This window comes from Pseudomonas palmensis, assembly GCF_017848315.1.
In the GTDB taxonomy this organism is placed as follows: Bacteria; Pseudomonadota; Gammaproteobacteria; order Pseudomonadales; family Pseudomonadaceae; genus Aquipseudomonas; species Aquipseudomonas palmensis.
In genome coordinates this window covers 45,721-58,528 of sequence record NZ_JAFKEC010000013.1, presented here as the reverse complement: position 1 = coordinate 58,528, position 12,808 = coordinate 45,721, and the positions used below count along the sequence as shown (strand labels likewise).

12 protein-coding genes are annotated in these 12,808 nt (G+C 64.7%); 7 read left to right on the top strand and 5 right to left on the bottom strand.

Annotated features, from left to right (window positions below):
* Window positions 1-40: 40 nt before the first annotated feature.
* Genes JZZ72_RS10180 through JZZ72_RS10165 form a run of 4 tightly spaced genes read right to left on the bottom strand, consistent with a single transcriptional unit; the run spans window position 41 to window position 2,295 of the window.
* On the bottom strand, window positions 41-586 hold the full coding sequence (locus JZZ72_RS10180) for a GNAT family N-acetyltransferase (RefSeq protein ID WP_058540207.1): 546 nt from the start codon (window positions 584-586) through the stop codon (window positions 41-43).
* Window positions 579-1,118 carry a phage tail protein gene (locus tag JZZ72_RS10175; protein ID WP_043861237.1) on the bottom strand — a complete coding sequence of 180 codons (540 nt, stop codon included), beginning with the start codon at window positions 1,116-1,118 and terminating at the stop codon, window positions 579-581. Before JZZ72_RS10175 ends, JZZ72_RS10180 begins: the two co-directional genes overlap by 8 nt.
* A 35-nt stretch (window positions 1,119-1,153) precedes the next feature.
* Window positions 1,154-1,711 carry a phage tail protein gene (locus tag JZZ72_RS10170; protein WP_058540206.1) on the bottom strand — a complete coding sequence of 186 codons (558 nt, stop codon included), beginning with the start codon at window positions 1,709-1,711 and terminating at the stop codon, window positions 1,154-1,156.
* A 29-nt stretch (window positions 1,712-1,740) separates the two neighbouring features.
* On the bottom strand, window positions 1,741-2,295 hold the full coding sequence (locus JZZ72_RS10165; protein WP_054914486.1) for a phage tail protein: 555 nt from the start codon (window positions 2,293-2,295) through the stop codon (window positions 1,741-1,743).
* A 433-nt stretch (window positions 2,296-2,728) separates the two neighbouring features.
* Here JZZ72_RS10165 and JZZ72_RS10160 point away from each other — a divergent pair, with 433 nt between their 5' ends.
* Window positions 2,729-3,502, top strand: coding sequence for an ABC transporter ATP-binding protein (locus JZZ72_RS10160; RefSeq protein WP_043861240.1), 774 nt, complete (start codon window positions 2,729-2,731; stop codon window positions 3,500-3,502).
* Window positions 3,503-3,532: 30 nt separating this feature from the next.
* Here the strand turns inward: JZZ72_RS10160 and JZZ72_RS10155 are convergent, their stop codons facing one another.
* Window positions 3,533-4,459, bottom strand: a complete 927-nt coding sequence (locus JZZ72_RS10155) for a class I SAM-dependent methyltransferase (protein WP_229590118.1) — start codon at window positions 4,457-4,459, stop codon at window positions 3,533-3,535.
* Between the two features lie 259 nt (window positions 4,460-4,718).
* Between JZZ72_RS10155 and JZZ72_RS10150 the strand changes: the two genes are divergently transcribed.
* The 6 genes from JZZ72_RS10150 (at window position 4,719) to JZZ72_RS10125 (ending at window position 12,769) form a co-directional block, all read left to right on the top strand.
* Window positions 4,719-6,059 carry a diguanylate cyclase gene (locus tag JZZ72_RS10150; RefSeq protein ID WP_173925049.1) on the top strand — a complete coding sequence of 447 codons (1,341 nt, stop codon included), beginning with the start codon at window positions 4,719-4,721 and terminating at the stop codon, window positions 6,057-6,059.
* Between the two features lie 58 nt (window positions 6,060-6,117).
* Entirely contained in the window at window positions 6,118-7,194 is a 1,077-nt protein-coding gene (locus JZZ72_RS10145) for a hypothetical protein (protein ID WP_201023426.1), read from the top strand.
* Between the two features lie 188 nt (window positions 7,195-7,382).
* Entirely contained in the window at window positions 7,383-8,282 is a 900-nt protein-coding gene (locus JZZ72_RS10140) for a proline iminopeptidase-family hydrolase (RefSeq protein WP_054914489.1), read from the top strand.
* 269 nt (window positions 8,283-8,551) lie between these two features.
* The gene (locus JZZ72_RS10135) at window positions 8,552-9,919 is read left to right on the top strand and encodes an APC family permease (RefSeq protein WP_058540203.1); all 1,368 of its coding nucleotides are present in this window, start codon (window positions 8,552-8,554) and stop codon (window positions 9,917-9,919) included.
* A 158-nt stretch (window positions 9,920-10,077) separates the two neighbouring features.
* A complete protein-coding gene (locus tag JZZ72_RS10130; RefSeq protein ID WP_058540202.1) occupies window positions 10,078-11,574 on the top strand; it encodes an aldehyde dehydrogenase family protein in 1,497 nt (498 codons plus the stop codon).
* A gap of 10 nt (window positions 11,575-11,584) precedes the next feature.
* Window positions 11,585-12,769 (top strand): iron-containing alcohol dehydrogenase, encoded by a 1,185-nt coding sequence (locus JZZ72_RS10125; protein ID WP_054914492.1) that lies wholly within the window; start codon window positions 11,585-11,587, stop codon window positions 12,767-12,769.
* The last annotated feature ends 39 nt before the right edge of the window (window positions 12,770-12,808 follow it).

Genomic DNA, 12,808 nt, shown 5'->3' with positions numbered 1-12,808 from the left:
GCAGTGCGGGTTTTGCAGCGTGGAGGTAACGGCGGCGTGGTCAGGGTTCCATGGGGGCACCCTCGGCACAGGTCTGCGTCAGTGGCCGTTGCATCTGCAGGTACAAGCCCTGCTCGCTAACTACCTCGAAGCCCAGGCGCGCATACAGCCGGCGCGCCGGGTTGAACGGCTCCACACTCAGGGCACAGCGCGTGTGCTGGCCGTCGGCCAGCGCGAGCACCGCAGCCAGCAGGGTGCTGCCCAGCCCCTTGCCCTGCCAGGCAGGCAGCAAGGCGATATCGACCACCCGCACTTCGCTGGCGTCCACCTGCAGGCACAACCTGCCGATCGGTTGCCCCTGGTGCTCCAGCAACAGGAATTCGGCCGAGCGATAGTGCAGGGCGTAGTGGCGTTGCTGCAGCTCGGCTTGGGCGTGCAGAAACGCGACCCGCTGCGCGTCGGTCCACCCTGGTGCGGCACGCACCTCTTCCCAGCGGCGCGTCACGAACAGCGCGCGCAGAAACCCGTCATCCGCCTCGGCCTGCAGGCGCAGGCCGGGAACGAACGACGATGGCAACAGGCGGGCCAGGCGCTCGAGGCTAGTCATTGCGGATCGGGTACTCCCCTTCGACGCAGATGCAGTACGCCAGCGCCAGGTAGGGTTGCATCAGGTTGCGCTCGATGTTGCCGTTGCCAGTGCCGGCGTCAGTCATGCTGCCTTCGGCCAGCGTCTGCGTGGTGCCCACAGTGTTGTACAGGTTGATGTTGCGTGGCTGGGCGAGGTAAGTGGTGGTGCTCGGGATGTCGACCCTCTGGTCCGGCTCGGTACCATCGCGCGCGGTGAACCCATGGTTGTGTGGCGGGTAGTTCAAGGAATTGAGCGCTACCTTGTCGGCGCCAGCGGTACTGGCGAAGGCTGCGTTTGGCAACCCGGTACCCTGGCCGGCTCCCATCACCACACGACCATTGAGATTGGGCAGCATGAACGTGGTCTTGCCATCGCCGCCGAATCGGTTGCCGATCACCGAAAACAGCACGCTGTACTGCTGGATCAACAACGAACGCCCGTCGCAGGGAAGAAAATTCTGCGGCACGAAACTGTAGGGCAGAAGCCTGATTTCACCATAGAAAGCGTCCATGGAATGCTCTTTCCTTGATTCAGAGAGGGGTGGGCTTACTGCTGCGACGGGTAGATCCCGGCCAGCGCGATGATGTAGTTGAGCGCCATGCTGCCCATCAGGTTGGCATGTGGTTGCCCGCCGCCTGGCGCCACCGACACTGCCGCGGAGTTCAGTGTGACGTTGGGGTTGGTGCCGCCGTTGCTGTACAGCCCCTTGGTCGAGCTTTGCGCGGTGAACACCCCGAGTGTGCGCGAGGCCGGTGCCTGGGTGTCGACCGGCGAGGCGGCATCGGCCAACTGCGTGCTGGCGTAAAAGGTATGCGAGTGAGCGGGCATGTGTTGCACGCCAATGGTGGTCTGTGCACTGCCCATTGCCTGGCCCAGGTTGCGCTGCGTGAGGCCGGGGCCTGCGCCGGCGCCTACCGGTACCCGGCCGCGCAGGTCGGGCAGGGCGAAGGTGTTGACCCCATCACCGCCATAGGTGGTGCCCAACAGCGTGAACAACACCTGGTTCTGCTGGATCGACAACAGCTGGCCATTGCACAGTGCCCAGTCCTGTGGCTCGTAGTTGCCTGCGAACAGACGGATTTCCCCGATAAAGGCTTCAGACATGGTTCATTCCTTGATGTGAAGGAGCGTGTTCACGGGCGCGGTGGGTAAACGCCAACACTGGCGATGCAGTACTGCAGCACCAGCGAAGGCTGCATGTTGTCCAGGGGCTGTTGGGGTGGCGTGGGCTGAATCGTTGCCGGGTTGAGCGCTTGCTGCTTGCTACTGTCGAACTTGACGTAGGTGCTGCGCGAAGCGACCGGTGGGGTTGCCAGGTTGGCACTGGTGGCCGGGAACGCACCGGCCGGCCCGCTGTTGCCCAGGGCATCGGATACATAGACCTCATGGGTATGCTGGGCGAGTGCGGCGGCGGGCAGTGTTTCTTTCTCGGTGCCGGCTGACTGGCCCTGGGTATGATTGCTCAGGCCGGGGTCAGGGGTGCCGGTGCTGTTCCGGGCCAGCGCGGTGCGCCCGCGCAGGTCAGGCAGGGCAAACAGGTTGTTGCCGGAGCTGCCGAACTGGGTGCCGAGCAAGGAAAACAGTGCAGCGTTGGTTTGGGTGGATAACAGGCGTCCGTCGCACGGCAGCCAACCCTTGGGCACGAAGTTGTAAGGGAACAGGCGGATTTCACCCACGAAAGGTTCCATATGAACAAACCTCCATCATGTTTCTCAGGCACCAAAAAAAACCCACTTGCAGGCAAGTGAGTGACAATCACGGCAGAGCTGACTAGCTAGGTAAGGCGGTTATCGATCACGGCTTGTGGCCGTTCCAGCTTCCATCTGCGCTTCTTCATGAGCGTTCCTTCCATGGTTGCGATAACAGGCAGAGGGTCCGGCGAAGCGGCCCTCGGGAGGTGGGTTGATGCTAGGCGAGGTAGTGACGCATTGCCATCACTGAAAATGGGTATTTCGACGATTTTTTTCAAACGATTGTTTGACGCGGGGCGGCTGTCGGTAATCTGGCGTCAGATACACGTCGCGCCCGGTATTCATGGGCACCTGGCCGTGCCCTGTAGCCAGTGGCTGCGTGCTGTGGAAAGATTCGGGTTCTTTTCCGTGCCGCACTGACGAGCAAGCCATGATCGATTTCCACAATGTCACCGCCTACCAGCAGCACAACCGTGTGCTGGACGGTTTCTCCCTGCACATCGGTGCCGGCGAGAAGGTCGCCATCCTGGGCCCCAACGGGGCCGGCAAAAGCACCCTGCTCAAGCTGATCACCCGCGAGCTGTACCCGGTGGAGCGCGAAGGCAGCCACCTGAAGCTGTTCGGCAGCGACACCGTCAACCTGTGGGCACTGCGCAGTCGCCTGGGGTTCGTGTCCCAGGACCTGCAGGAAGACTACACCCCGCACACCCAGGCGCTGGATGTGGTGGCGTCGGGCTTTTTCGGCGCCATCGGTGCCCATGGCCATCTGCAGCCCGATGACGAGCAACTGGCGCAGGCGCGTGCGCTGCTGGCCGAGGTGGAAATGGCCGGGTACGAAAGCACCATGTTCCAGCGCCTGTCCACCGGGCAGAAGCGCCGCCTGCTGCTGGCCCGCGCGCTGGTTCACCGGCCCAGTGCGCTGATTCTCGACGAGCCGGCCAACGGCCTGGACATGGGGGCGAGCCTGGGCATGCTGAGGTTGCTGCGCAGCTTCTGCGCCGAGGAGCACGCCATGATCATCACCACCCACCATATCGACGAGATCATCCCGGAGATCGAGCGTGTGGTGCTGCTTAGCCAGGGGCGCATCGTGGCCGACGGGCCCAAGGCCGAGGTGCTGACCAGCGCGGCACTGTCGCAGCTGTACCAGACGCAGCTGCGCATCAGCGAACAGGATGGCTGGTACCGCTGCTGGCACGCCTGAACCGGCCTGCGTGCGGCCGGCTCGACGGGGTCAGGGCACAGGGTTGATGAACGGGCCGCCGGTGAACTGCACGAACAGCTGGCGGTACTCTTCGTTTTCCGGGTCGATGATCAGTGCCTGACGCAGGAACTCCAGCCCCTCGCGAGCGTTGTCCAGTTGGCAGCTGAGGGCAAAGGCCAGGTACAGGTGATAGGCGTTGAAGAAGTCGAACGACAGCGCCACCTTCACCAGGTGCAGGGCGCCGGTCAGGTCCTGGGCCCGCAGGCGCGTGCCGATCTCGTGATTCAACTGGGCGCCATCCTTGATCATCAGGTTCGCCAGGCCGACCTGCTTGCGCAGTACAACCGTATGGCCGTTGCCGACCTTGGAGTCGGTCTGCTCGACGCTTTCGACCAGCCAGTGCCCCAGCCCGACGTTGTTGATCAGGTTGACGGCCCGCAGCATGCTCTGCAGGGAGAACACCAGGTGATGGCCACGCCACAGGTGCGCGTCGATCGTGCTCATGTCGACGCGCTTTTCGTAGGCGTCGATCATCTGTTCCAGGGTGGTCAGCGCGCGGATGCGGTCGGTGGGCTCGGCGTTGCGGTTGGGGAAGATGCAGAAGAACACGCCACCGTCCTTCACCACCCGGGATGACTCCACGTAGGCCGCCAGCAGGTTGGGCACATGCTCGATGACGTGGGAAGTGATCAGGTAGTCGAAGGTCTGGTCGGCAAAGGGGATATCCAGGAAGTCGCCCAGCGCGTCGACCCTGGCGGGCTCGACGTGGTAGTTGGCCTGTTCCTGCTTGTAGTGCGTGTAGTCTTCCAGGTCCTGCGGGTACAGGAATGCCTCGCCATCGCAGGGGGCCAGGTTGATGCAGTCCGGCAGGTAGAACGCATTATGCGCGGCGGCACCGATCTCCAGGCCGCGGCCCTGACAGTATTTGCTGGCCAAGGCCATGCCTTTATGGTTCATCGACGCTTGCTTCCTCTGAAAAAATGCCTTGCGCAGGCTATCGGCAGGGCCGCGCAAGTATTGAGCCGGGTACGCAGCGCTCGCGTTCAAAGACTTCCCGCGCAGCGTGCAATAGAATACCCGGCGGGCGAACCCGGTTGGTTCGTCCAGTGCCGAAGCCTCTTGTGATTCGTGTAGGCATCAGGCTTCTTGCTGAATTGAAAATAGGCCACACATGCCAAGCGTTTCCCCGGAAGTACAAGCCAAAGAATGGCACAGCATGGTTTCCCAGTACCCATGCACGCTGACCCAATCGTTGCAGGGCCTTGTCGAGCGCAACAAGGTCATGCTGGCCGCGCGGTTCTATGAACACATGCTGGCCGACCCCAATGCTTCGCTGATCCTGTCCCACGACGAGGTCAAGAGCCGCCTGGGCAGTTCGATGCAGGCCTGGCTGGTGCGGGTCTATTCGGTGTCGCCCACCGATGACTGCATGCCGCTGGTTGCCCTGCAAAAGCAGGTGGGGGAAGTGCATGCGCGCATCGACGTGCCGCTGCACCTGGTGCTCAGTGGTGCGCGGCACCTGAAGAAGTTGCTGTTCCAGCTGATTCTCGAACAGCAGTGGGCCAGCGAGGCGCAGGCATTGCGCCTGGCCAGCGAAACCATGGACCTGGCCATGGAAATCATGAGCCACGCCTATTCGCGGTCCCATGACCGCAACTCGCGCAACGAGGAAGGCTACCGGCTGTTCTCGGTGCTGCAGAACATCAGCACCGAGCGCGAGCGTCAGCGTGGCGCCTTGCTGGACTGGGAAAACAGCCTGATGTTCGACCTGGCCATGGGCTCCAACGGCGTGAACCTGCCCAGGCTCGCGGCCTCTGATTTCGGCCTGTGGTTCCGTCACAAGGGCGCCTACGCCTTCCAGAACACCAGCGAAAGCGATCAGATCCTGAAGATCATCCGTCACATGGATGACGTGTTGCTGCCCATGTTTCTTGCCTCGATGCACGAGCAGGAGACGCGCATGCGCCTGCTGCGCGACATTCGCGACCAGACCAAGAGCCTGATGTTCAACCTCGACAACCTGTTCAACACCGCCAACGAGCTGGAAAGCGGCCGCGACGTGCTCACACGCATGCTCAACCGCAAGTTCCTGCCGGTGGTGATCGGCAACGAGATCGCCATCGCGCAGAAGACCGGGCAGACGTTTTCGGTGTTCTCGGTGGATATCGACAACTTCAAGTCGATCAACGACAACTTCGGTCACGAAGCCGGCGACGCGATTCTGCAGCAGATCGCCGAGATCCTCAGCAGCCACAGCCGCGCGGGGGACTACGTGTTCCGCATGGGGGGCGAGGAGTTCCTGATGATCCTGGTGGACATCGACAGCGCCAACGCCATGAAGGTGGCGCAGAAGTTGCGGCGCAAGGTCGAAGCGGAAAAGCTGCAACTGACCGAAGGCCGCAGGCACCAGGTCACCGTGAGCATCGGCATGGCCACCTACAACGGCCACCCCGACTACCAGCACCTGCTGCGACAGGCCGACCAGGCCATGTACCAGGCCAAGCAGGGCGGCCGGAACCGGGTGGTGGCGTACGGGGAGCTGACCTCGCCGGAGTGACAGGCCAAGCCTGATGGAGGCGACGATGCACACGCCAAGGCGCCTCTGGCGCAGCGTTATGTGGTTGACAGTGCTGTGGCTGACGGCCAGTGGCGCGCTCGCCGCCGAGCGCGGCCACTGCGGGCGCCAGGCCGGCCCGCAGTGCCTGCACAGCTTCGCGTTGCCGGCAGGTGCAGGCCAGATGCATTACTACGCATCGCGCGTGCCAAGGCCCGGCGACCCCCACGGCCCGCAGACGGCACTGCTGATACTGCACGGGCATCCGCGCGATGTCGGGCGCAGCTTCGAGGCCGGCTTGCAGGCGGCACGTGCTGCGGGCCGGTTGCCGCGTACCCTGGTGGTGGCGCCGCTGTATCAGGTGGCGCCGGCGCAGGCCGGGCGTTGCAGCATGCCGGACACGCCCGGCGCTCAACCGGGCGACGCGCTGTGGAGCTGTGCCGGCTGGCTGGCGGGGGCTCCCTCGCTGGGCGGCCATCCGCTTGGCGCCTTTGCGGCACTGGACGCCTTGCTGGGCGAACTGGCCCGGCAGTGGCCGAGCCTGCGCAGTGTGACCCTGGTGGGGTTTTCGGCCGGTGCGCAGATGCTCCAGCACAGCATCGGTTTTGCCGCCGACCCGCCGGCGGGTGTGGCGCTGCGCTATGTGATCGCCGACCCGGGCAGCTGGCTGTACTTCGACCCGGTTCGCCCCGTGCCCCTGCGGGGCGAGCGAACGGTGCCGTGGGAGGCCTGTGGTACGGGGGGCTGCACCTGGCGCTTCGACGTGCCGGCGACGTCTCCGGCCTGTGCCTATGACCACTGGAAGTACGGCACCCAGTCGCTGCCTGGCTATCTGCCGCGTACCGGCGCACAGGCCCGCGCACACTATGCGGCGGCCCAGGTCGATTACCTGGAAGGTGCCCTCGACAGCAGTGCCGACAAGGGCACGTTCTATCCGATTCTCGACAAATCCTGCGCGGCCATGTTGCAGGGGCCTTTCCGATTGCAGCGAGGGCTGGCGTATGCCGCCTATGAACAGGCCGTGCTCAAGCCGCGCACGCCCAGGCGCATGGTCATCGTGCCAGGTTGCGCGCATGACGTGGCCTGTGTACTGGGCGCCGATGCAGCGCGGCCCGTGCTGTTCGCGCCGCCGCCCTGAGCGTGCCGCAGCGCCACGGCAGGTCAGGAAAATAATTCAGGACCAGCCCATTTTTTTTCGCTTGTGCCAGCCCCTTCGTGCCCTAAGACTCGAGCAGGGCGACGACCGCCTGTTCCCGCGTCAGTACCGGGCTTGCGGGTTCGGGGGCGTGCGCCAACAGAATAAAAATCACAAGGTTGGAGGTGCTCGTGAGTGACTACGCTGCTGTGCCAGATGAAAGCGGCCATATCGATGTACCGGGTGGGAAGGTCTGGTACCGGCTCAACCGCTCGGCCAACAGCGGTGCCGTGCCGCTGATCGTGCTGCATGGCGGCCCCGGCAACTCCCATGACTACCTGCTGCCGCTGCTCGAACTGGTGCCTGACCGCAGCGTGGTGCTGTACGACCAGCTCGATTGCGGACGCTCGCAGCGGGTGGGCGACACACGCAACTGGACGCTGGAGCGTTTTACCGACGAGATAGATGCCGTTCGCGAGCACCTGGGCCTGGGCCAGGTGCATCTGTTTGCCAGCTCGTGGGGCTGCAGCATCGCCATCAACTATGCGGCCCGGCAGCCGGCCGGGCTGTGCTCGCTGGCGCTGTCGGGGCCGTTGGTCGATGCCAAGCGCTGGATGGCGGACTGCGAGCGATTGAAGGCGCAGTTGCCCGACCACCTGCAGGCGGTGATGCGCCGGTGCGAGGCGCAGCGCGACTTCACCAGCCCCGAGTACCTGGAGGCGGTCAACGCGTTCTATGTGCGTCACCTGTGCCGCGTGCAGCCCTGGCCGCAGATCGTGGTCGACACGATGGACAATTGCGCGACCGAACTGTACGGCTACATGTGGGGCCCCACCGAGTTCTTCGGCACCGGCACACTGGCGGACCTGGACCTGACCCCGAAGCTGGCGTCGATCGAGGTGCCCACGCTGTTCATGTGCGGGGCCCACGACGAAGGCACCCCCGAATCGGGCCGGGCCTTCGCGGCGATGGTCAGGGGCGCCGAGTTCTGCTGCATACCCGAGGCCTCCCACATGCCGCATATCGAAAACCCCGAACCCTTCTTCAGGCACCTGCGCGCCTTCATTGCCAAGGCGACCCCGCGCACCTGAATGCCGTCGGGTCGATGCACAGCCATGGCGGCACCGCTGGGGATCATTCCGCCGACGACTGATTGCATGCGCAATGGTCGCTTGTTCGCCTGGTGGCCCACTTTGATACTTGCCCCTTGCAGGAAGCAGCCCCGGTACAGCGCACGCAGCCCCGCGCGCGCTGTACCGACCCTTGAAGTCATGGATAAAACTATAAAAAACAAGTCGACCCAGGCCCCTGGCGAAGCAGGGGGTTGCGCCTCGACGATCTATTGCTTCGGAGATTGCCCATGTCGATTGCCAATGCGTCAGACACCCCCAGTACACAAGACCCGGAGCAGGCAGGGCTCAAACGGGTACTGAGCTTTTCCGATGTGCTCGCCTACGGCCTGCTGTATTTCGTGCCCATCGCCCCGGTCAGCGTGTTCGGGCTTATCTACAACACCTCCGCCGGCATGGTGGCGCTGGTGTACCTGGTGGCCGCCGTCGCGATGATCTTCAGCGCCATCAGCTACAGCCAGATGGCCAGGAAGATCCCCCTGGCCGGCTCGGTCTATTCCTATGTCACCCACGGCACCAACAGCAGCCTGGGCTTCGTGGCCGGCTGGGCGATTCTGCTCGATTACCTGCTGCTGCCGGCACTGCTGGCGGTGCTGGGGGCGGCGGCGCTGTCGGCGCAGTTCCCGCAGGTGCCGACCACGGTGTGGCTGGTCACCTTCGTAGCGGTGCCCACGGCGGTCAACCTGATGGGCATCGAGATGAATGCCAGGTTGAGCAAGGTGCTGCTGCTGATCCAACTGGTGGTGCTGTTTCTGTTCGCCGCCTTTGCCACCTCTCGCATCATCGAACTCAAGCCGACCCTGGAGCACTTCATCGCGCCGTTCTACAACCGCTCCGACTTCTCCATGGCCATGGTGTTCGCCGCCGTACCGATTGCAGCTCTCAGCTACATCGGATTCGACGCGGTGTCGACCCTGAACGAAGAGGCCAAGGGGGGCGGGGAGACGGTCTCCAGAGCCACGATGATGCTGCTGATGCTGGTCACGGTGCTGTTCGTGGGGCAGGTGTACCTGGCGGCAGTGTTCGTGCCGCTGGGCACGGTGTACCAGGGCGCCGCTGCCGACACCGCGTTCTATACCCTCAGTGCCGAGATCGTCGGGGCCTGGTTTCTGCCGGTGATCACCCTGACCAGCGGCATCATCGCGCTGATGGCCAACACCCTGGTGTCCCAGGCGACCACGGCGCGGGTGCTGTTCAGCATGTCGCGGGACAAGCGCCTGCCCGCGTACCTGAGCCGTATCAGTGCCCGCACCAACGTGCCTGCCAACGCCATCGTCACGGTTGCGCTGGTTTCGTTCGTGGTGGCGTTCGCCGGGGCCGGCTATCTGGATGTGATGGTGACCCTGGTCACGTTCGGCGCGCTGACCGCCTACATCCTGTTGCACGTGTCGGTGATGATCTACTTCAGGAAGATCGGCCAGGCGCAGCTGTTCAGCCATGGGGTGTCCCCGGTGCTGGGCGTGCTGCTGTTGAGCTATGCGCTGTGGAGCACCAACGTGCACGCCAAGGTGCTGGGCGCCGCCTGGATGCTCGGCGGCCTGCTGATTGCCTGGGTGATGCGCCGGCGGGGGGCGCCCTCGCTGACCTGGACTGACTGACTGCACGCTGCTGCCCATGCATCGCCTGGAACAATGCCCGCTCATGCGGGCATTTTTTATTGAAAATAAATTCAGTAACGGCCTTGATCGTTATTGAAGATATTTTCAGTATCGCCTAGGATTGCCCCAGCCTGACAAGAACAAGACGGGGTATTGCAGTGACACGACTCAAAGACAGGGCCTATTGGCTCGACAAGGCAGCAACGTTGCCGCTGGAGGGCAGGGCATTCATCGACGGGCGCTATGTGGACGCGCAAGACGGGGCGACCTTCTGCACCCGCAGCCCGGTTGACGACGCCGTGCTCGCGGCGGTGGCCCAGTGCGCGAAGGCCGATGTGGACCTGGCCGTGGCTGCTGCGCGGCGCAGCTTCGAGGCCGGCGTGTGGAGCGAGCTGGCGGCCCGCGAGCGCAAGGCGGTGCTGCTGAGGTGGGCCGCACTGCTCGAGGCGCATACCGACGAGCTGGCGCTGCTGGAGACCCTGGACAGCGGCAAGCCGATTGCCGATACCATTGGTGCCGACCTGCCGGGCACGATCTACTGCCTGCGCTGGTTTGCCGAACTGATCGACAAGGTGCACGGCGAGGTGCCGGCCACCGACCCGCAGTTCTTCGGCACCGTGACCCAGCAGCCGCTGGGCGTGGTGGCGGCGGTGGTGCCCTGGAACTACCCGCTGCTGATGGCCGCCTGGAAGTTCGCCCCGGCCCTGGCAGCCGGCAACAGCGTGCTGCTCAAGCCGTCGGAGAAAACCCCGTTGAGCGCCTTGCGCATCGCTGCCCTGGCGATGGAAGCGGGTGTGCCGGCGGGGGTATTCAACGTGCTCCCCGGTGATGGCGCGGTGGGGCGCGAGCTGAGCCTGCATGGCGACGTCGACTGTATCGCCTTCACCGGCTCCGGCGCGGTGGGGCGGCAGATCGCGCAGAACGCCGCCGCCTCCAATCTCAAGCGTGTATGGCTGGAGCTGGGCGGCAAGTCGGCCAACATCGTCATGGCCGATTGCGCGGATATCACCCAGGCCGCGCAATCGGCAGCGGCGGCGATCTTCGCCAACATGGGCCAGGTGTGCAGCGCCGGGTCGCGTCTGCTGGTGCAGCGCTCGGTGATCGAGCCGCTGCTGCGCGAACTGCTCGTGGCCACCGACAGCTACTACCCGGGGCACCCGCTGGACCCGGCCAGCGTCACGGGTGCGATCATCGACGCGGTGCAGTTCGAGCGCGTCCAGCGCTACATCGAAACAGGCCGGCACGAGGCGCAGTTGCTCAAGGGCGGCCAGGCGCTCTCGCCGGTGGGGGCAGGCGCCTACCTGGAGCCGACGATCTTCCTTGCCCCGGATGCAACCGCGCGTATCGCCAACGAGGAAATCTTCGGCCCGGTGCTGGTGGTGATTCCCTTCGACACCCTCGATGAGGCCATCGCCATCGCCAACCAGACCGAGTTCGGCCTGGCGGCGGCGGTGTGGTCATCCGACCTTGGGACCATTCACCGCGCCACCCGCCAGCTCAGGGCCGGCACGGTGTGGGTCAACTGCTATGACGAACTGGTGGACATGAACTTCCCGTTTGGCGGGTTCAAGGAGTCCGGCAATGGCCGGGACAATTCGGCCCATGCGCTGGGCAAGTACACCGAATTGAAATCCACCATTCTGCGCTGCCGTTGAGGTCAACCCCATGCAAAACACGCTTTCAGCCTTGAACCCGCAACAATGGACCGTGCCACTGCCCATCGAGTACGGCCCGGGTGCGCGTCATCACCTGGCCAGGCTGTGCCGGGACTTCAACATCAGCCGACCGATCATCATCACCGACCAGGGCTCGCTGCGCCTGCCCTTCGTGGATGAACTGCAGCGCAGCCTGACCGAGGCGGGGCTTGCCTGCGGCCTGTACGGCGGCATCGAGCCCAACCCCACCGACCAGTCGGTACTGGCCGGTGCCGCAGCCTATCGGGCCTGGGGCGCCGATGGCATCATCGCGCTGGGGGGCGGCAGTGGCCTGGACGGCGGCAAGGCGGTGGCCCTGGTCGCCCGTCAGCAGCGCAGCGAGCTGTGGGCCTTCGACTTCGACAAGCCGGTGCCAGCAGGTTTCAGTGCGGCGGACTTTGCGCCGGTGATCGCGATTCCCACCACCGCCGGCACCGGCGCCGAAACCGAGAGCACCGCGATGCTCACTGACACCGGGCGCGGCATCAAGGGCTGCGTGTGGCACCCACGGGCGCGCCCGGCGGCGGTGATCCTGGACCCGGAGCTGACCCAGAGCCTGCCGGCCAACCTGACCGCATGGACCGGGTGCGATGCGATCATCCATGCCCTGGAAGCCTACTTCGTGCCCAGCTTCAACCCGCTCAGCGATGGCGCCGCGTTGCAGGCATTGACGCTGCTGTGGGGCTCGATCGACACCGCCGTCGAACGCGGTCACGACCTGGAGGCGCGGGGCAACATGCTGATCGGCTCGTGCCTGGCCGGCGTGGCGTTTCTCAAGGGCCTGGGGCTGGTGCACGCACTGAGCCATATGGTGGGCGCCACCTACAACACCCACCATGGGTTGACCAACGCGGTCATCCTGCCGGTGGTGCTGCGCTACAACCAGGCGCAGATCACCCCGCGCCTGATGCCGGTGGCGCAGGCCCTGGGCTTGCCGGACGCCGAGTTCGAGACCTTCTACAACGCCGTGTGCGCCTTGCTCGACCGCCTGGAGATTCCCAGGTCGCTGGCCGAGCTCGGGGTCCGCCAGGCCGATGTCGGCGCCGTGGCACGCAAGGCCATGGGCGACCCGGCGCGGCTGACCAACCCGCGCGACAGCACCCAGGCGCAACTGGAGGCGCTGTTGACCCAGGCGATCAACCACGCCCGCGATTGATGAACCCGCTGTTTTCCGCTTAGCCGTGCAACCAGACCA